Here is a 17111-nt window from a genome sequence, read left to right on the forward strand (position 1 = left end):
TCCCGCTTATGTCCGAACGCGATGTGATGGAGTACGACGTGGTCGTCGTCGGCGCTGGCCCCGCCGGCCTCGCCTTCGCCATCCGCCTGAAGCAGAAGTCGCCCGAGACTTCGGTCTGCGTGATCGAGAAGGCCTCGACCATCGGCGCCCAGATCCTCTCCGGCGCGGTGATCGAGCCAGGACCGCTGGACGAACTGCTGCCCGGCTGGCGCGAGAACCCGCCGCCGATCTGCGTGCCGGCCACCGAGGACGAGTTCTGGTTCCTCACCAAGACCGGCGGCTTCAAGTTCCCCGTCGTGCCGCCGCAGATGGCGAACCACGGCAATTTCATCGTCTCGCTCGGCGCCACCTGCGCCTGGCTGGCGCCGCAGGCCGAGGCCCTGGGCGTCGAGCTCTACCCCGGCTTCGCCGCCGCGGAGACGCTGATCGAAGACGGCCGGGTGGTAGGGGTTCGCATCGGCGACATGGGCGTGGCAAAGGATGGCTCACCCAAACCCACCTACACCCAGGGCATCGACATCCGCGCCAGGCTCACCGTGCTGGCCGAAGGCGCGCGCGGGCATCTCGCCAAGCGCCTGATCCGGCACTACGCGCTGGACAAGGACTGCGACCCGCAGAGCTATTCCATCGGCATCAAGGAGCTCTGGCAGGTGCCGGAAGGCCGCGTCACGCCCGGCAAGATCGTGCACAGCCTCGGCTGGCCGGCCGACTCGCGTACCTATGGCGGCAGCTTCCTCTACCACCTGACGGAGAACCGCATCGCCCTCGGCTACGTCTCGGGCCTCGACTACCGCGATCCGAACTACCAGCCCTACGAAGCCTTCCAGCAGTGGAAGCACCATCCCACGGTGAAGCCCCTGCTCGAGGGTGGCAGCCTCCTCTCGGCCGGCGCGCGGGCCATCGTGACGGGCGGCTACCAGAGCCTGCCGAAGGTGGAGATGCCCGGCGCCATCCTGATCGGCTGCGATGCCGGCCTCGTCAACGTGCCGAAGATCAAGGGCGTGCACCAGGCCATCCGCAGCGGCATGCTGGCCGCCGACCACGTGGCGGCGAAGGGCCCGGTGGCGGAGGGCTTCGATGCCGCCCTGCGCGCCTCGCCGGTGGTGGCCGAACTGCGCCGGGTACGCAACTTCAAGCCGGGCTTCAAGAAGGGCCTGTGGTTCGGCCTGCTGAACTCGGGCTGGGAGACCCTCACCGGCGGCGCTTCGCCCTGGACGCTCAAGGTCTCGCCCGACTGGAGCGCGCTGACCAAACTTTCCGAGCAGGAATCGCCGAAGCGCGACTACGTCGAACGCTCCCTGCCGCCGCGCGACCGCCTCGCCGGCGTGTATTTCGCCGCCACCGAGCACGACGAGGACCAGCCGGTGCACCTGCGCGTGGCCGACACCAGCGTCTGCGTGACGAAATGCGCGGAGGAGTATGGCAATCCCTGCACCCGCTTCTGCCCTGCCGGCGTCTACGAGATCGTCAGGGACGAGGCCGGCACGCGCCTGCAGATCAATGCCGCCAACTGCGTGCACTGCAAGACCTGCGACATCAAGGACCCGTACCAGCTCATCGACTGGGTGACGCCGGAGGGCGGCGCCGGCCCGAACTACCAGAACCTCTGATCCCCCCATGGGGCCGCCGGACGCGGCCCGACACACCAAGGAGCGAACTCCATGCAGACCTGGCTGGTCACCGGCGGTGCCGGTTTCATCGGCGGCAACTTCGTGCTCGAGGCGCGGCAGAAGAAGCTCGCCCGCATCGTGAACCTCGATGCCCTCACCTATGCCGGCAACCGCGAGACCCTGGCCTCGCTGGAAGGCGACCCCGACCACGTCTTCGTGCACGGCAGCATCGGCGATCGCGCCCTGGTCTCGCACCTGCTGGCGGAGCACGGCGTCGATGCGGTGATCAACTTCGCCGCCGAGAGCCATGTCGACCGTTCGATCGACGGCCCGGCCGCCTTCATCGAGACCAATGTCGTCGGCACCCTCGCCCTGCTCGAGGCCGCCCGCGACTACTGGAAGGGACTGCCGCCCGACAAGGCCGCGGCCTTCCGCTTCCTGCACGTCTCCACCGACGAGGTCTATGGATCGCTCGGCGACACCGGCCATTTCACCGAAGAGACGCCCTACGCCCCGAACTCGCCCTACTCGGCCTCCAAGGCGGCGTCCGACCACCTCGTCCGCGCCTTCCACCACACCTACGGGCTGCCGGTGCTGACGACCAACTGCTCGAACAACTACGGGCCCTACCAGTTCCCCGAGAAGCTGATCCCGCTGATGATCCAGAAGCTGGTGAAGGGCGAGCCGCTGCCGGTGTACGGCGACGGCAGCAATGTACGCGACTGGCTCTACGTGGGCGACCACTGCGCGGCGATCCGTGCCGTGCTCGCGCGCGGCCGCGTCGGCGAGACCTACAACGTCGGAGGCGACGCCGAACGCCGCAACCTCGAGGTGGTGCACGCCCTCTGCGATGCCATCGACCAGCGCCGCCCGCGCAGCGACGGCCAGTCGCGGCGGGTGCAGATCACCTTCGTGAAGGACCGCCCCGGCCACGACAAGCGTTACGCCATCGACGCCTCCAAGCTCAAGCGCGAACTCGGCTGGGCGCCCACGGTGAGCTTCGAGGAAGGGCTTTCCCGTACCGTCGACTGGTACCTCGCCAACGAGGCCTGGGTGAACAACATCCTCGACGGCAGCTACCGCCTCGAGCGCATCGGCACGGCGGCCTGAGGAGAGCGCCATGACCCAGCGCAAGGGCATCATCCTCGCCGGCGGTTCCGGCACCCGGCTCTACCCGATCACCAAGGGCGTGAGCAAGCAGCTGCTGCCGGTATACGACAAGCCGATGATCTACTACCCGCTCTCGGTGCTGATGCTGGCCGGCATCCGCGAGGTGCTGGTCATCAACACCCCGCACGAGCAGCCCCTGTTCCAGGCCCTGCTGGGCGATGGCGCGCAGTGGGGCATGCGCTTCGAGTACGTGGCGCAGCCCAGCCCCGACGGCCTCGCCCAGGCCCTGATCCTCGGCCGTGACTTCCTCGACGGCGCGCCCTCCTGCCTCGTGCTGGGCGACAACATCTTCTACGGCAGTGGCTTCACCGAACTGTTGAACCGGGCCGACGCCCGCACCACCGGCGCCACCGTGTTCGGCTACTGGGTGAAGGATGCGAAGGCCTACGGCGTGGCCGAGTTCGATGCGCAGGGCCGCGTCGTCGGCCTCGAGGAAAAGCCAGCGCAGCCGAAATCGAACTACGCCGTCACCGGCCTCTACTTCTACGATGGCCGGGCCCCGGAGTTCGCGGCCGGGCTCAGGCCCTCGCCGCGTGGCGAGCTCGAGATCACCGACCTCAACCGCCGCTACCTCGAGGACGGCTCCCTGCACCTCGAGAAAATGGGACGCGGCTACGCCTGGCTGGATACCGGCACCCACGAGTCCCTGCTGCAGGCCGGCAACTTCATCGAGACCATCGAGCAGCGCCAGGGCCTGCGCGTGGCCTGCCCGGAGGAGATCGCCTACACCCAGGGCTGGATCGACGCCGCCCAGCTCGAAGCCCTCGCCAGGCCCCTGGCGAAGAACGGCTACGGCCAGTACCTGCTCTCGCTGCTCACCCACGACCCGGTGGCCTGAGGACATGACATGAAGTTCATCGAGGCCGCCCTGCCCGGCTGCACGATCATCGAACCTGCTGTGTTCGGTGATGCCCGCGGTGCCTTCTTCGAACACTGGAACGCGGCGAAGTTCGCCGCGGCCGGCATCCACGCCAGCTTCGCGCAGGCGAACGTCTCCATCTCCAGCCGCGGCGTGCTGCGCGGCCTGCATTACCAGTGGCCGAACCCGCAGGGCAAGCTGGTGCAGGTGCTGGAGGGCGAGGTCTGGGACGTGGCGGTGGACATCCGCCGAGGCTCGCCACATTTCGGGCGCTGGACGGCAGCCGTGCTGAGCGCCGAGAACCGCCGGCAGTTCTGGATCCCGGAGGGCTTCGCCCACGGCTTCGTGGTGCTGAGCGAACGCGCCACCTTCACCTACCTCTGCACCGCGCTCTACGACCGCGAGGCCGATGCCGGCGTGCGCTGGAACGACGGCCAGCTGGCCATCGACTGGCCGGTCTCCGATCCCCTGCTCTCGGAAAAGGACGCCAAGACCCCCTTCCTTGCCGACATCCCGGCCGAACGCCTGCCGGTCTACGCGCCATGAGTGCCACGCTCCTGGACCGCGGCCCGGTGCTGCTGGTGGGGGCCGACGGCCAGCTCGGCACCGAATTGAGGAAGGCGCTGGCCGCGCGCGGCGTGGTGCCGCTGATGAGCGCGCTGCATGGCCGCCTGCCCGATGGCGGCAGCGCGCGCGCCTGCGATCTCTCGGTGCCCGGCGCGCTCGCCGCCCTCGTGGCGGAACTGAAGCCTGCCGTGGTGCTCAATGCCGCCGCCTACACCGCGGTGGACCGGGCCGAATCCGAACCGGCGCTCGCCCGGCGCATCAATGCCGACGCCGTGGGGGAGCTCGGGGCCGTGGCCAGGGCGGTCGGCGCGGTGGTGGTGCACTACTCCACCGACTACGTCTTCGCCGGCGACGGCAGCCGCCCCTACCGCGAGGACGACGCCCCGGGCCCGGTGTCGGTCTATGGCCGCACCAAGCTCGAGGGGGAACAGGCGCTCGCCGCCAGCGGCGCCGAGGCCGTGACCTTCCGCCTCGCCTGGGTGTACGCCGCGCACAGCGCCAACTTCCTGCGCACCATGCTGCGCGTGGGCGCCGAGCGCGAGCACCTGCGCGTGGTGGCCGACCAGATCGGCGCTCCCACCCCGGCGCACTGGATCGCCGATGCCTCGCTGCGGGCCCTCGAGGCCGGCGCGCGCGGCCTCTACCATCTCGCACCGCAGGGCGAGACGAGCTGGCATGCCTATGCCGAAGCGATTTTCGCTGGAGCGGTGTCCCGCGGACTGTTGCCAAGGGCGCCGGTGGTCGAGGCGATCGCCTCGACCGAATATCCGACGCCCGCGGCTCGCCCGGCCTGGTCGGTGCTGGATTCCGGCAAGCTGGCCCGTGATGCCGGCCTGCGCCTCGGCCATTGGCGCAAGGGCCTCGACGAGGTACTGGACCAGCTCGCTACCGCCTCCTGAAACACCCGGACGCCTGCCTTCCATGCGCATCGCGCTCGCCACCGCCATCGCTGCCTTCACCCTCGACGAGGACCTGCCACCCCTGCGTGCAGCGCTGGAGGCCCGCGGCCATCACGCCGAGCCGGTGGCCTGGGACGACCCCACGGTATCTTGGGCGCGCTTCGATCTCGTGCTGCTGCGATCCACCTGGAACTACACCCAGCAGCCGGACGCCTTCCTGCGCTGGTGCGAGGCCGTGGCCGACCGGACCCGGCTACTGAACCCGCCCGCTCTCGTGCGCTGGAACACCGACAAGCGCTACCTCGGCGAGCTGGCCCAGGCCGGCCTGCCGGTGGTGCCCAGCCACTATCTCGCGCCCGGCGAGGACCCGGCCGGCTTCCCGGCCTTCGACGAGTTCGTGGTGAAGCCCTGCATCGGCGCCGGCTCGCGCGACACCCAGCGTTACACCGCGCCGAACCGCGCCGCCGCCGTGGCCCATGTCCGGCGCCTGCTCGAGGCCGGCCGCCATGTGCTCGTCCAGCCCTATCTCGAGGCGGTGGACACGCAGGGCGAGACCGCGCTGCTGTTCTTCAACGGCCACTACTCGCACGCCATCCGCAAGGGCCCGCTGCTGGCCCGCGACGGCGAGGCCACCCGCGCCCTGTTCGCCCCCGAGGCGATCACGCCGCGCGAGCCCAGCGCAGCGGAGTTCGAGGTGGCGCACCGGGTGCTGGCCGCCATTCCCGGCGGTCTCCCGCTCTACGCCCGCGTCGATCTGCTGCCCGGGGCCGACGGCCCGCGGCTGCTGGAACTGGAGCTCACCGAGCCCTCGCTGTTCTTCCCCTTCGCGCCCGGCTCGGCCGAGCGCTTCGCCGCCGCCCTCGACACCGTCCTCGCCACGCCATGATCTACACCCCCATCGTCGGCACCCTCGGCTACGTGCTCTCGCCCGACGGCCACCACGTGCTGATGGTCCACCGCAACGCCCGGCCGGAGGACCAGCACCTCGGCAAGTACAACGGTCTCGGTGGCAAGCTCGAGGCCGACGAGGACGTGGCCGCCGGCATGGCGCGCGAGCTGCACGAGGAGGCCGGCATCACCGTCACCGCCATGGAGCTGCGCGGCACCGTGAGCTGGCCGGGCTTCGGCAAGCAGGGCGAGGACTGGCTGGGCTTCATCTTCCTCATTACCGCCTTCGAGGGCGAGCCGCCGCCGGCCAACGAGGAGGGCACGCTGGAATGGGTGCCGCTCGAGCGCCTGATGGACCTGCCGATGTGGGAAGGCGACCGCCACTTCCTGCCGCTGGTCTTCGACGGCGACCGCCGTCCCTTCCACGGCGTGATGCCCTACCGCGATGGACGCCCGGTGCGCTGGGCCTACTCGCGCTTCTGAGCCGTGCTACCCGCGGGCGCGGCGACGCGCCGCAGCCAGGCCGCCCGCACCCGCGTGCCCTCGGGGCCCGGTTCGGTCCAGGCCAGCAGGGCCTGATCACCCGCAGCCGCAAGCCGCGGGTGGCCGATCTGCCGCCCCGGCGGCAGGCGCACCACGTCCTGCCGCGCGCGCACCCGGCCGCGATGATCGAGCTCGGCCACCCGCAGCACCGCCGCCTCGCCCTCGCGCCCGATCCAGCTGGCAAGAAAGCCGCCGCCGAAGGCCGCGAGATCGACGCGACCCAGCACGCCCTCCCCCGCCTCCAGCACCGAGGCCGGGCCGAAGCCGGCGCCCTCGCGCGGGCTCAGGGCCAGCTTCACCTCCAGCGGGCCTTTGGCCATGGTCGGCCAGGCCACCGCCGCCACCGCACCATTCGCCGCCGCCGCCGGCCCGTTCACCGGGCAGCCCGGCATGCGCCAGCCATCGGCGGCCACCGCCTCCGGCGCCCGCCAGCGGCCGTCCGCCCCGCGTCGCACCACGGCGATGTCGCGGATGCCCTCGGCATGGTCGCGGTACACCGCCAGCACCTCGCGGCCCCGGCGCACCAGATCGGTCTGGCAGCAGGAACAGGTGTCGGCGTCCAGACGCGCCGGCTGGCGCGGCACGCCGTCGCGGCCCAGCACGGCGGCGCGCAGGCTCATCGGGCCCTCCTCGTGCCCGTGGGCCGGTGCCACGCCGTGGCCGGCGCCGTGTCCATGCCCCGGCGCCGGAGCGGCATGGGGCTCCTGCCGCCCGTCCAGCCAGACCAGCAGCACGCGATCCTCGCCATCGGGCAGCAGGGAGACGAAGCCGTGCTGCACCGCCTGCCCGTCGTCGTTCACCCGCGTGGGCGCGCTCCAGCTCTGGCCGCCATCGGTGCTGCGCAGCAGGTGGATGTCGTAGGCATAGGGCGAGGCCGCCGAGGTCCGCAGCACGAACCCCACCCAGTCGCCGTTGTCGAGCACGGCCAGCGCCGGGAAGTCGGCCCAGTTCACGAACCAGTCGCGGCCCCGCGCCACCTCGCCGCGCTGCACCGGCGCCGTGGCACCGGCGGGGAAGCGGGCGAACTCCAGCCGGGTGTCCTCGCCCTCGCGGCGCTGCCAGCCGAGCAGCAGCTCGCCCGAAGGCAGGGCAAGCACGCTGGGCTGGGCGCTGCCCGGGCCCGGCGTCCAGTCGAGCCCCTGCACCTGCAAGGCCGAGGGCGGCGACGCGGCCGGCAGCCCCATCGACAGGAGCAGCAGCCCGGCAGCGAGCAGCGCCCGCCCCCGGCCCATGCTGCCCGGGCGCACGGCCGCGCTCATGCCGCCACGCCCTCTTCCCAGCGCGCCAGCACCGCCGGCACCGCGCTGGCGTGCTCGACGCTGGCGAAGCGCGGATGCGCGGGATCGACCTCGGCCCGCTCCAGGGCCCAGACCAGCGGATAGGGCACGTGGATGCCCCAGCCACCGAGCGCCAGCACCGGGGCGATGTCCGACTTCAGCGAATTGCCGACCATGGCAAAGCCTCCGGCCTCGACCTCGAACTCGCGCAGCAGCCGGGCATAGCTCGCCTCGTCCTTCTCGCTGACGATCTCGATGCGCTGGAACAGGTCCGAAAGTCCGGAGGCCGCCACCTTGCGCTCCTGGTGGAACAGGTCGCCCTTGGTGATGAGCACCACGCGGTGCGTCGCCGCCACCGCCGCCACCGCCTCGCGCACCCCCGGCAGCAGTTCCACCGGGTGCTGGAGGATGGACTTGCCCAGGGCCACGATGCGGTGCAGGTCGGCGGCGCTGATGCGCTCGCCGCTCAGGGCGATGGCGGTCTCGATCATCGACAGGGTCATGCCCTTGGCGCCGTAGCCGAACAGGCGGATGTTCTCGCGCTCGGTGGCGAGCAGGCGCTCGTGCACCCCGGCATCGGCCAGGTCCACGTAGCGCCCGACGATGCGCTCGAACTCGGCATGCGCCGCCTGGAAATAGGTCTCGCTGTGCCAGAGGGTGTCGTCGGCATCGAAGCCGACCATGCGGATCGTGGGCATCGGTGCAGTGTAACCGCCCATCCCTGACCTCCGGCGCATCCCGTTTTCACCCGCGACAAGGCAGGATGCGCCCTCCCCCGGCCCTTCCGGATCCCCATGTCCGCATCCCGTTGCCTCCGTCTCCTGCTCCCGAGCCTGCTGCTCGCCACCACCGCCGCCTGGGCGGCGCTGCCACCGGCCATCCCGTCCAGCGCAGGCGCCCCGGCGGAGGCCGGCGCCGCTCCCGCCCCGGCCTCCGATGCCCCCACCACCGATGCCGGAGGTCTTACCACGCTCGCGCCCGTGGTGGTCACCGGCATCCAGCCCGGCCCTGGCCTCTGGCAGGTGCGTCGCCATGGCAACACCCTCTGGATCGTGGCCACCTTGAGCCCGCTGCCCAAGCGCATCGACTGGGAGCCACGCGAACTCGACGCCCTGGTGGCCCGCGCCGACCGCGTGCTCACCCCGCCGCGTTTCGAGATCGACGCCGAGATCGGCTTCTTCGGCCGGCTGCGCCTGGTGCCCAGCGCCCTGCGCGCCCGCAACAATCCGGAGGACCGTCGCCTCGCCGAGATCCTGCCCCCCGAGCTCTATGCCCGCTGGGAAGTACAGAAGGCGAAGTATCTCGGCCGCGACCGCAGCATCGAGCGGCGCCGCCCCTTCATCGCCGCCTACGAGCTCACCGAGGCGGCCTACCGCGAGCTCGACCTGCGCCGCGACAACATCGTCTGGAAGCGCGTCGAACGGCAGGCCAGGCGCCATCAGCGCGAGATCGTGCCGGTATCGGTGCAGCTGAAGCTCGAAGACCCGCGCGAGGCCCTGCGCGAGTTCGAACGCAGCGGCCTTGACGACATCGCCTGCCTCGAGGCCACCCTGGCCCGGCTGGAGAACGACACCCGCAACATGGTGCTGCGTGCCAATGCCTGGGCGGTGGGCGACCTTGCCGCCCTGCGTGAACTGCCCTTCGAGAGCGAACTGCGCGCCTGCGCCCTCGCCCTGCTCGGCAGCGAAAGCCTGAAGAAGCGCGGCTTCGCCGAGCTGCCGCGGCGCAGCGTGGAGGAGTGGGTACGGGTGGCCGAGGAGAGTCTCGCCCGGCATGCCACCACCGTGGCCGTGGCCGATTTCCAGCTGCTCACCAATGACGACGGCCTGCTCGCCGCGCTGCGCGCCCGCGGCTACGAGATCATCGAACCCGGCACGGACGCGACGGCCAGCCCCACGGACGGGCCCGCGCCGCCCCTTGAATCGGCGGAGTGACGCCCCTATCCCTCGCCTCGCGGAAGGGCCGGGCCCCGATGCCCGTCCTTCCGGCCCACCGCCAACGAGGGAGGAGAGGACGATGCTCCACCGCAACCTGTTCCCACGCGATGTCTTCGCCGAGCTGGACCGCCTGCAGCGCGACGTACAGGACCTGTTCGGGCTCAGCCCGAGCATCCGCGGCAGCGCCCGCGGCGGCTTCCCGGCGCTGAACATCGGCAGCACGCCGCGCTCGGTCGAGGTCTATGCCTTCGCCCCGGGCATCGATCCGGCCACGCTGGAACTCACGCTCGACCGCACGGTGCTCACCCTCTCGGGCGAGCGCAAGCCCGCCGAGCCGCCCACCGAGGGCAGCACCACCCACGTGCAGGAACGCTTCGCCGGCCGCTTCCGCCGGGTGGTGAACCTGCCCGACGACATCGACCCCGACGCGGTCACGGCCGACTACCGCGACGGCGTACTGCACGTGAGCGTGCAGCGCCGCGCCACCGCCCTGCCGCGCCGTATCGATGTGCAATGAGCCCGGAGGAGACCGCCATGAACGCCGTGACCCATTCCACGTCCCCGCAGGACAGCCCCGCCGAAGCCCGCGAGGCGCCCGCGCTGCGCCCCCGCGTCGACATCCGCGAGGACGGCACCGGCATCACCCTGGTGGCCGACCTGCCGGGAGTGCCGAAAGACCGGCTCGAGCTGCGCGTCGAGGGCGACCAGCTCGCCATCGACGCCGAAATGGCCATCCCGGCACCGGACGACATGGAATCCGTGCACGGAGAGGTCTCCGTGCCGCGCTACCGCCGGGTGTTCACCCTCAGCAAGGAACTCGACCCGGAGGGCATCAGCGCCGATCTGCAGCAGGGCGTGCTGACGATCCGCATTCCCAAGGCGCGCCACGCCCAGCCGCGGCGGATCGCCGTGCGGGTGGGCTGAAACGCCCCCCGCCCGGGGCCCTTAGCCGCACTTCGAATAGCCGCAGTTCAGGCAGGTCTGGCAGCCGTCCATCAGCACCAGGGCCTTGGTATTGCACTTGGCGCAGAGGGTGGCCGAGGGCGGGAAGCTGGTGCCCTCGCCGGTCACGGCGATGTCGCTGCCGGCCGCTCCTTCGCCCTTCCTCAGGCCCTGCTCGTAGACTGCGCGCTTCTCGGCGATCAGGGCGCGCTGCTCGTCGCTGATCGCCGGGTCCTTGATCAGGCCGATCGACTTCATGTGCTCCTCGATCACGCTGCCGATCTCGGCGATGATCGAGGGCATGTACACGCCGCCGGCCTTGAAATAGCCGCCGCGCGGATCGAACACGGCCTTCATCTCCTCGGCGAGGAAGGTCACGTCACCGCCCTTGCGGAACACCGCCGAGACGATGCGGGTGATGGCGACGATCCACTGGAAGTGCTCCATGTTCTTCGAGTTGATGAACAGCTCGAAGGGGCGGCGCAACTCGTGCTCGGTGCCCGGGTTCAGCACGATGTCATTGATGGTGACGTAGAGCGCGTGCTCGAACAGCGGCGATTTGATCTTGTAGGTGGCGCCGACCAGGACCTCCGGGCGCTCGAGCTTCTCGTGCATCTGGATGATCTCGGCGCTGGGCGCCGGGGCCGGCGTGGCGGCGGGAACGGGGCTGGCGGCCTTGGCGGCGTCCTCCGGAGTAGCGACGCTGTACGCCTTGATTTTCTTGGTGATCTTGATGGCCATGCGGGCGCTCCTGCGCGCGGGACGGGTATTGCGTGGGGTGTTGCAGGGAAATCGGGATCGACGGGAAAGCCCCGCCCCACCCCGCCGTGAGGCGGGGCGGGAACGGGCCGCCCGGCCTCAGCGGCGGGCGGTCTTCTTCGCGGCTTTCTTCGCCGTCTTCTTTGGTGCCGCCTTCTTCGCGGCGGCCTTCTTCGGTGCCACTTTCTTTGCGGCAGCCTTGGCCGCCGTCTTCGGCGTGGCCTTCTTCGCCACAGCCTTCTTCGGTGCCGCCTTCTTTGCCGCAACCTTCTTTGCCGCGGCCTTCTTCGGCGCCGCTTTCTTCGCCGCTGCCTTCTTCTTGCCGAGGCTGGCCTTGACCTTCTTCGCCGCGGCGTCGAGCTCGCGCTTGGCCGCCGCCACCTTCTTGCGGGCATCGCCCGCCACCTTGGTGACGGCCTTGCCCGCCTTCGAGGCACGCGCCTGCTTCAGCTTCGCCTTGGCGGCCTTCTTCACCTTGGCCACTTCGGCCTTGGCGGCCTTCTCCACCCTGGCCACCTCGGCCCTGGCCTTCTCCACCACCGGCGCCGCCTTCGCCTTCACCTGCTCGACGACCTCGCTGGCCTTCTCGCCGACCGCCTCGACGGCCTGCGCAAGGGTGGTGGTCACACCGTTGCCATTGCTCATGGAACACTCCCGTAGGGTGCTGCGCTCACGCGTGCGTCGGGGCCGGGGCACGCTTTCCGGTCGGGCCCGCCTCGCCGGGGCAGGTCGGACGGGCCTCGATGTCCGGGCCGCGGCGGGCTGCCGCGGCCCCGGTCAGAACTTGCCGTAATACCCCTCTTTCAATGCGTCGAACAGGTTGGCCGCGGTGTGCAGTTCGCCGTCGTACTCGATCTGCTCGTTGCCCCGGGCCTCCACCACCGTGCCGTCCTCCAGCTCGAAGCGGTAGACGGTGTTCTCGAGGTCCTTCTCCTTCACCAGCACGCCCTGGAAGGCCGCCGGGTTGAAGCGGAAGGTAGTGCAGCCTTTGAGGCCCTTCTCGTGGGCGTAACGGTAGATGTCCTTGAAATCCTCGTAGGGGAAGTCGGTGGGGACGTTCGCCGTCTTCGAGATCGAGGAATCGACCCAGAGCTGCGCGGCGGCCTGGATGTCGACGTGTTCCTTCGGCGTGATGTCGTCGGCGGCCACGAAGTAGTCGGGCAGCCGGGCCTCGGGATCCTCGCTGTAGGGCATGGCCTTCGGGTTCACCAGCTCGCGGTAGGCCAGCAGCTCGAAGCTGTAGACATCCACCTTCTCCTTGGTCTTCCTGCCCTCGCGGATCACGTTGCGCGAGTAGTGGTGGGCAAACGAAGGCTCGATGCCATTGCTGGCGTTGTTGGCCAGCGAGAGCGAGATGGTGCCGGTGGGTGCGATCGAGCTGTGGTGGGTGAAGCGCGCGCCGACCTCGGCGAGCTTCTGCACCAGCTCCGGCGCCACCGAGGCGATGCGCTGCATGTAGCGGCTGTATTTCGCGTGCAGCACCCGGCCCTTGATGGTATCGCCCACCTTCCAGCCGTCCTGCGCCATCTCCGGGCGCTTCCTCAGCATCGCCGCGGTGACGGTGAAGTCCTCGTCCATGATCGGGGCCGGCCCCTTCTCCTCGGACAGCGAGAGCGCCACCTCCCAGCCGGCCAGCGCCATCTCGCGGGCCACGGCCTCGGTGAAGGCGCAGCTCTCGGGCGAGCCGTACTTCATCCGCAGCATGGTCATCGCGGAGCCAAGGCCGAGGAAGCCCATGCCATGGCGGCGCTTGCGCATGATCTCCTGACGCTGCTGCTCGAGCGGCAGGCCGTTCACCTCGACCACGTTGTCGAGCATGCGGGTGAAGACGCGCACCACCTCCTTGTACTCCTCCCAGTCGAAGCGCGCCTTCTCGGTGAAGGGATCGCGCACGAACTTGGTGAGGTTCACCGAGCCCAGCAGGCAGGCGCCATAGGGCGGCAGCGGCTGCTCGCCGCAGGGGTTGGTGGCGCGGATCGACTCGCACCACCAGTTGTTGTTCATCTCGTTGACGCGGTCGATGAGGATGAAGCCCGGCTCGGCGAAGTCGTAGGTGGAGGTCATGATCATGTCCCACAGCCCGCGGGCGCGGACGTGGCTGTAGACCTTGCACGCCACGAGGCCATCGTCGCGGGTCACGTAGCCCGCCGTGGCCGGCCACTCGCGCCACACCACCTGCTTCGGATCGGAGAAGTCGAGGTCACCGGCCTCCTTCTCGCTCACCGGGAACACCAGCGGCCATTCGGCGTCGCGGGCCACGGCGTCCATGAACTCGTCGGTGATCAGCAGCGAGAGGTTGAACTGGCGGAGGCGGCCATCCTCGCGCTTGGCGCGGATGAACTCCTTCACGTCGGGGTGGCTGATCTCGAAGGTGCCCATCTGCGCGCCGCGCCGGCCGCCGGCCGAGGAGACGGTGAAGCACATCTTGTCGTAGATGTCCATGAAGGACAGCGGGCCCGAGGTGTAGGCCCCGGCGCCGGCCACGAAGGCGCCGCGCGGGCGCAGGGTGGAGAACTCGTAGCCGATGCCGCAGCCGGCCTTCAGGGTGAGGCCGGCCTCGTGCACTTTCTCGAGGATGCCGTCCATCGAGTCGGGGATGGTGCCCGAGACGGTGCAGTTGATGGTCGAGGTGGCCGGCTTGTGCTCGAGCGCGCCGGCATTCGAGGTGATGCGGCCGGCAGGGATGGCGCCGCGGCGCAGCGCCCAGAGGAAACGCTCGTACCAGTACTTCTGCTTCTCGGGCGTGGGCTCGGCCTCGGCCAGCGCCTTGGCCACGCGCCGGTAGGTGGCGTCGATGTCGGCATCGACCGGTTCGCCCTTCTTGGTCTTGAGGCGGTACTTCTTGTCCCAGATGTCCCAGGAGGCCGGCTGCATCGGGATTTCCACCGGGCCTTCCGTCTTGACCGCCTCCAGGCGAACCGTACTCATGCCTCGTCTCTCCTTGCGCCCGGGGGCGTCGTCATCGACCGGGGATCGGGCGGAGCAGGGATGGCAATGCGCCGCCGGAAGGCGCGGATAGCGCCGGCGGAACCGCGTTGTGCCTCGCCCTGCCCCATGACGAACCGTCCGGCCTGCGTCATCAGCTGCGTTCAGACCCCAAATCTTGGGGCCCCTCCCCGTGCTCACCCCAAGATGTTGTGAGCAACGGAAGGCAACGGTACGCCCCGCCCCTGCCCCTGTCAACGCCGGGAACCGCATCGCCCCCGGGGCCGGCAGGCGGAGAAAAGCCGTTCGCAATCAATGATTTGTGAAGAGCCCTCGGGCATGATGCGGGCGCATTCATGCAGACCGCGCCACCCTTGTGGCGGCCAAGACCGCCCGCATCTCGCGGAAGGCCGCCAAGACCGATTCACGGAGGAGCCCGAGGACCCATGCGCCCCCTGCCGCTGTTCGCCTGCCTGCTCGCCGCCGCCCTGCTCGGCGGCCTCGTGGCCCGCGGGGCCGACGATGCCACGCCGGTGCCCGCCGCCCGGGCGGCGGCCGAGCCTGCCGCCCCCGCCCCGCTGCCACCGGTGCCGGCCGGCGGCGAGCCGGCGCGCACGGTGGCCGCCCTGCCGGCCCTGCCCTCGCTGGCGCCGATGCTGGAGAACGTGACCCCGGCGGTGGTGAACATCTACACCCGGCAGGTGGTGGAGGTGCAAAGCCCGCTGGCCGCCGACCCCTTCTTCCGCCGCTTCTTCGGCCTGCCCGACATGCCGCTGCGGCGCGAGAGCCAGTCGCTCGGCTCGGGCGTGATCGTCGATGCCGAGCGCGGCTACGTGCTCACCAACCACCACGTGGTGGAGAACGCCACCGAGGTGAGCGTGCAGCTGCAGGACGGCCGCACCCTGGAGGCCGAGTTCATCGGCAGCGATCCTGGCACCGACGTGGCCCTGATCCGCATTCCCGCCGGCAACCTGCGCGCCCTGCCGCTCGCCGATTCGCAGAGCCTGCGCGTCGGCGATTTCGTGGTGGCGGTGGGCAATCCCTTCGGCCTTGGCCAGACCGTCACTTCCGGCATCGTCTCGGCAGTGGGCCGCAGCGGGCTTACCGGCCTCGGCTTCCAGGACTTCATCCAGACCGACGCCTCGATCAACCCCGGCAACTCCGGCGGCGCCCTGGTCAACCTGCGCGGCGAACTGGTGGGCATCAACACCGCCAGCTTCAATCCGCGCGGCTCGGCGGCCGGCAACATCGGCCTCGGCTTCGCCATTCCCTCCAACCTGGCCCGCGAGGTGATGCGCCAGCTGCTGGTCTATGGCGAGGTGAAGCGCGGCTCGCTGGGGGTGGAACTCACCGACCTCACTCCGCGCTTCGCCCGCGAGCTGGGGCTCGAGCCCACGCTGCGCGGCGCCATCGTCACCCGTGTCTACCGCAATGCGCCCGGCGAGGCCGCCGGCCTGCGCCCGGGCGACGTGGTCACCGCCATCAACCGCCAGCGGGTGGACGGCGCCCAGGCCCTGCGCAATGCCGAGGGACTGCTGCCGGTGAACCGGCCGGTGACCCTGGAAGTGCGCCGCGGAGCACAGACGCTCTCGCTCTCCGCCACCCTGCGCGAGCAGCCGCGGCAGCTGCCCGGCGCCGACATCGATCCGCGCCTCGAGGGCGCCCTGCTCGGCGAGGTGGCGGAACGCTTCCGCAATGCCGGCCTGCTCGGCGTGGCGGTGGCCGAGGTCGATCCGCGCTCGCGCGCGGCGCTGAACGGCCTGCGCCCGGGCGACCGCATCTATGGCGTCAACGGCCGCCGGGTGGACGATCTCGCCGCCCTGCGCAGCGCCCTGGCCCAGCCGCCGGGCCGGCTCGTGCTGCGGGTGCAGCGCGGCGCCCAGCAGGGCGACCTCGAACTGCGCTGAGGGCGTGGGCCGGCGGGGTTTCGGCGAGAATGCGCGGATGCACGCCATCCGCGCCCTCAGCTTCGACCTCGACGACACCCTCTGGCCGATCTGGCCGGTCATCGAACGCGCCGAGTCGGCCTTGCATGCCTATCTCGCGGCGCACTGCCCGCGCACTGCCGCCGCCTTCCCGGTGCCGGCGATGCGCGCCCTGCGCGAGCAGGTGGCGCGCGAATACCCGGCGCTGGCCCACGACTTCACCGCCCAGCGCCTGATCTGCCTCGAGCGGGCGCTGCAGGCCAGCGGCGAAGACCCGGCCCACGCCCGCCCGGCCTTCGAGGCCCTGTACGCCGAGCGCAACCGCGTCACCTTCTTCGACGACGCCCTGCCGGCCCTCGACGCCCTCGGCGCCCGCTACCCGCTGGCGGCGCTCACCAATGGCAATGCCGATCTCGCGCGGATCGGCATCGCCCCGCGCTTCTCGGTGATCGTGGCGGCCCGCGACATGGGCATCGCCAAGCCGGAGCGGGCGATCTTCGTGCACACCACGGCCCGGCTGGGCTTCGAGCCGCACGAGGTGCTGCACGTGGGCGACGATCCCTGGCTCGACATCGCCGGCGCTGCCCGCGCCGGCCTGCGTACCTGCTGGGTGAACCGCCAGGGCAGCCCCTGGCCGGCCGAGCTGCCGCCGCCCGACCTCGAGGTGCCCTGCCTCGCCCGGCTGGCCGAGCGGCTGTGCGCGGTGCCCCCGCCTTCCCGCACCGCGCTGTGATGCCGCGCATGGCATGCCGCCAGGGCTTGGCGCATGCTTGCTCCGTTCCCCTGCCGGCCACGCCCGGCCCCGACCCC

17 protein-coding genes are annotated in these 17111 nt (G+C 70.7%); 12 read left to right on the forward strand and 5 right to left on the reverse strand.

Annotation, left to right across the window (positions count from 1 at the left end; translation table 11 throughout):
- Window positions 1–8: 8 nt before the first annotated feature.
- The 7 genes from G408_RS0103790 to G408_RS0103820 are packed head-to-tail and all read left to right on the forward strand — an operon-like array spanning window position 9 to window position 6476.
- Window positions 9–1610, forward strand: a complete 1602-nt coding sequence (locus G408_RS0103790; RefSeq protein WP_028770009.1) for an electron transfer flavoprotein-ubiquinone oxidoreductase — start codon at window positions 9–11, stop codon at window positions 1608–1610.
- Window positions 1611–1661: 51 nt separating this feature from the next.
- Complete coding sequence (gene rfbB, locus G408_RS0103795; RefSeq protein ID WP_028770010.1) at window positions 1662–2720, forward strand: dTDP-glucose 4,6-dehydratase; 1059 nt, start codon at window positions 1662–1664, stop codon at window positions 2718–2720.
- Between the two features lie 10 nt (window positions 2721–2730).
- The gene (gene rfbA / locus G408_RS0103800; protein WP_028770011.1) at window positions 2731–3618 is read left to right on the forward strand and encodes a glucose-1-phosphate thymidylyltransferase RfbA; all 888 of its coding nucleotides are present in this window, start codon (window positions 2731–2733) and stop codon (window positions 3616–3618) included.
- 9 nt (window positions 3619–3627) lie between these two features.
- Window positions 3628–4185, forward strand: a complete 558-nt coding sequence (gene rfbC / locus G408_RS0103805) for a dTDP-4-dehydrorhamnose 3,5-epimerase (RefSeq protein ID WP_028770012.1) — start codon at window positions 3628–3630, stop codon at window positions 4183–4185.
- Window positions 4182–5105 (forward strand): dTDP-4-dehydrorhamnose reductase, encoded by a 924-nt coding sequence (gene rfbD, locus G408_RS0103810; protein ID WP_037412095.1) that lies wholly within the window; start codon window positions 4182–4184, stop codon window positions 5103–5105. Before rfbC ends, rfbD begins: the two co-directional genes overlap by 4 nt.
- A gap of 22 nt (window positions 5106–5127) precedes the next feature.
- On the forward strand, window positions 5128–5991 hold the full coding sequence (locus G408_RS0103815) for an ATP-grasp domain-containing protein (RefSeq protein ID WP_037412098.1): 864 nt from the start codon (window positions 5128–5130) through the stop codon (window positions 5989–5991).
- Window positions 5988–6476: an NUDIX hydrolase gene (locus tag G408_RS0103820; RefSeq protein ID WP_028770015.1), complete on the forward strand. Its 489-nt coding sequence runs from the start codon at window positions 5988–5990 to the stop codon at window positions 6474–6476. The genes G408_RS0103815 and G408_RS0103820 overlap by 4 nt, the downstream gene beginning before the upstream one ends.
- On the opposite strand, the gene G408_RS15665 is transcribed toward G408_RS0103820, so the two are convergent.
- Together G408_RS15665 and G408_RS0103830 are read right to left on the reverse strand one after the other, a co-directional pair.
- Window positions 6461–7795 (reverse strand): sialidase family protein, encoded by a 1335-nt coding sequence (locus tag G408_RS15665; protein ID WP_051282582.1) that lies wholly within the window; start codon window positions 7793–7795, stop codon window positions 6461–6463. The genes G408_RS0103820 and G408_RS15665 overlap by 16 nt on opposite strands.
- Window positions 7792–8511: an HAD family hydrolase gene (locus tag G408_RS0103830; RefSeq protein WP_028770016.1), complete on the reverse strand. Its 720-nt coding sequence runs from the start codon at window positions 8509–8511 to the stop codon at window positions 7792–7794. The genes G408_RS15665 and G408_RS0103830 overlap by 4 nt, the downstream gene beginning before the upstream one ends.
- A 96-nt stretch (window positions 8512–8607) precedes the next feature.
- On the opposite strand from G408_RS0103830, the gene G408_RS13040 reads away from it, so the two are divergent.
- The 3 genes from G408_RS13040 (at window position 8608) to G408_RS0103845 (ending at window position 10674) form a co-directional block, all read left to right on the forward strand.
- Entirely contained in the window at window positions 8608–9747 is a 1140-nt protein-coding gene (locus G408_RS13040) for a TraB/GumN family protein (protein WP_051282583.1), read from the forward strand.
- Between the two features lie 82 nt (window positions 9748–9829).
- Complete coding sequence (locus tag G408_RS0103840; protein WP_028770017.1) at window positions 9830–10267, forward strand: Hsp20/alpha crystallin family protein; 438 nt, start codon at window positions 9830–9832, stop codon at window positions 10265–10267.
- A 17-nt stretch (window positions 10268–10284) separates the two neighbouring features.
- Window positions 10285–10674 carry an Hsp20/alpha crystallin family protein gene (locus G408_RS0103845; protein ID WP_028770018.1) on the forward strand — a complete coding sequence of 130 codons (390 nt, stop codon included), beginning with the start codon at window positions 10285–10287 and terminating at the stop codon, window positions 10672–10674.
- Window positions 10675–10695: 21 nt separating this feature from the next.
- Here G408_RS0103845 and G408_RS0103850 read toward each other — a convergent pair whose 3' ends face one another.
- The 3 genes from G408_RS0103850 to G408_RS0103860 all read right to left on the reverse strand — a co-directional run bounded on the left by G408_RS0103850 (window position 10696) and on the right by G408_RS0103860 (window position 14379).
- A complete protein-coding gene (locus G408_RS0103850) occupies window positions 10696–11433 on the reverse strand; it encodes a TSCPD domain-containing protein (RefSeq protein ID WP_028770019.1) in 738 nt (245 codons plus the stop codon).
- A 117-nt stretch (window positions 11434–11550) separates the two neighbouring features.
- Window positions 11551–12096 (reverse strand): hypothetical protein, encoded by a 546-nt coding sequence (locus G408_RS13045; RefSeq protein ID WP_051282584.1) that lies wholly within the window; start codon window positions 12094–12096, stop codon window positions 11551–11553.
- Between the two features lie 132 nt (window positions 12097–12228).
- Window positions 12229–14379, reverse strand: a complete 2151-nt coding sequence (locus G408_RS0103860; RefSeq protein ID WP_028770020.1) for an adenosylcobalamin-dependent ribonucleoside-diphosphate reductase — start codon at window positions 14377–14379, stop codon at window positions 12229–12231.
- Window positions 14380–14822: 443 nt separating this feature from the next.
- Between G408_RS0103860 and G408_RS0103865 the strand changes: the two genes are divergently transcribed.
- Both G408_RS0103865 and G408_RS0103870 read left to right on the forward strand, forming a co-directional pair.
- The gene (locus G408_RS0103865; protein ID WP_028770021.1) at window positions 14823–16283 is read left to right on the forward strand and encodes a Do family serine endopeptidase; all 1461 of its coding nucleotides are present in this window, start codon (window positions 14823–14825) and stop codon (window positions 16281–16283) included.
- 37 nt (window positions 16284–16320) lie between these two features.
- Window positions 16321–17034, forward strand: a complete 714-nt coding sequence (locus G408_RS0103870; protein ID WP_028770022.1) for an HAD family hydrolase — start codon at window positions 16321–16323, stop codon at window positions 17032–17034.
- Window positions 17035–17111 lie beyond the last annotated feature (77 nt).

The organism is Silanimonas lenta DSM 16282 (assembly GCF_000429065.1).
In the GTDB taxonomy this organism is placed as follows: Bacteria; Pseudomonadota; Gammaproteobacteria; order Xanthomonadales; family Xanthomonadaceae; genus Silanimonas; species Silanimonas lenta.

Excerpts from the sequence above, each read along its gene's own strand:
- G408_RS0103820 (WP_028770015.1), top strand. The coding sequence starts at position 5,988 with ATGATCTACACCCCCATCGTCGGCACCCTCGGCTACGTGCTCTCGCCC.
- G408_RS0103870 (WP_028770022.1), top strand. The coding sequence starts at position 16,321 with ATGCACGCCATCCGCGCCCTCAGCTTCGACCTCGACGACACCCTCTGG.
- G408_RS0103840 (WP_028770017.1), top strand. The coding sequence starts at position 9,830 with ATGCTCCACCGCAACCTGTTCCCACGCGATGTCTTCGCCGAGCTGGAC.
- G408_RS13045 (WP_051282584.1), bottom strand. The coding sequence starts at position 12,096 with ATGAGCAATGGCAACGGTGTGACCACCACCCTTGCGCAGGCCGTCGAG.
- rfbA (WP_028770011.1), top strand. The coding sequence starts at position 2,731 with ATGACCCAGCGCAAGGGCATCATCCTCGCCGGCGGTTCCGGCACCCGG.
- G408_RS0103845 (WP_028770018.1), top strand. The coding sequence starts at position 10,285 with ATGAACGCCGTGACCCATTCCACGTCCCCGCAGGACAGCCCCGCCGAA.
- G408_RS15665 (WP_051282582.1), bottom strand. The coding sequence starts at position 7,795 with ATGAGCGCGGCCGTGCGCCCGGGCAGCATGGGCCGGGGGCGGGCGCTG.
- G408_RS0103850 (WP_028770019.1), bottom strand. The coding sequence starts at position 11,433 with ATGGCCATCAAGATCACCAAGAAAATCAAGGCGTACAGCGTCGCTACT.
- G408_RS13040 (WP_051282583.1), top strand. The coding sequence starts at position 8,608 with ATGTCCGCATCCCGTTGCCTCCGTCTCCTGCTCCCGAGCCTGCTGCTC.
- rfbB (WP_028770010.1), top strand. The coding sequence starts at position 1,662 with ATGCAGACCTGGCTGGTCACCGGCGGTGCCGGTTTCATCGGCGGCAAC.
- G408_RS0103860 (WP_028770020.1), bottom strand. The coding sequence starts at position 14,379 with ATGAGTACGGTTCGCCTGGAGGCGGTCAAGACGGAAGGCCCGGTGGAA.
- G408_RS0103790 (WP_028770009.1), top strand. The coding sequence starts at position 9 with ATGTCCGAACGCGATGTGATGGAGTACGACGTGGTCGTCGTCGGCGCT.
- rfbD (WP_037412095.1), top strand. The coding sequence starts at position 4,182 with ATGAGTGCCACGCTCCTGGACCGCGGCCCGGTGCTGCTGGTGGGGGCC.
- rfbC (WP_028770012.1), top strand. The coding sequence starts at position 3,628 with ATGAAGTTCATCGAGGCCGCCCTGCCCGGCTGCACGATCATCGAACCT.
- G408_RS0103830 (WP_028770016.1), bottom strand. The coding sequence starts at position 8,511 with ATGCCCACGATCCGCATGGTCGGCTTCGATGCCGACGACACCCTCTGG.
- G408_RS0103865 (WP_028770021.1), top strand. The coding sequence starts at position 14,823 with ATGCGCCCCCTGCCGCTGTTCGCCTGCCTGCTCGCCGCCGCCCTGCTC.
- G408_RS0103815 (WP_037412098.1), top strand. The coding sequence starts at position 5,128 with ATGCGCATCGCGCTCGCCACCGCCATCGCTGCCTTCACCCTCGACGAG.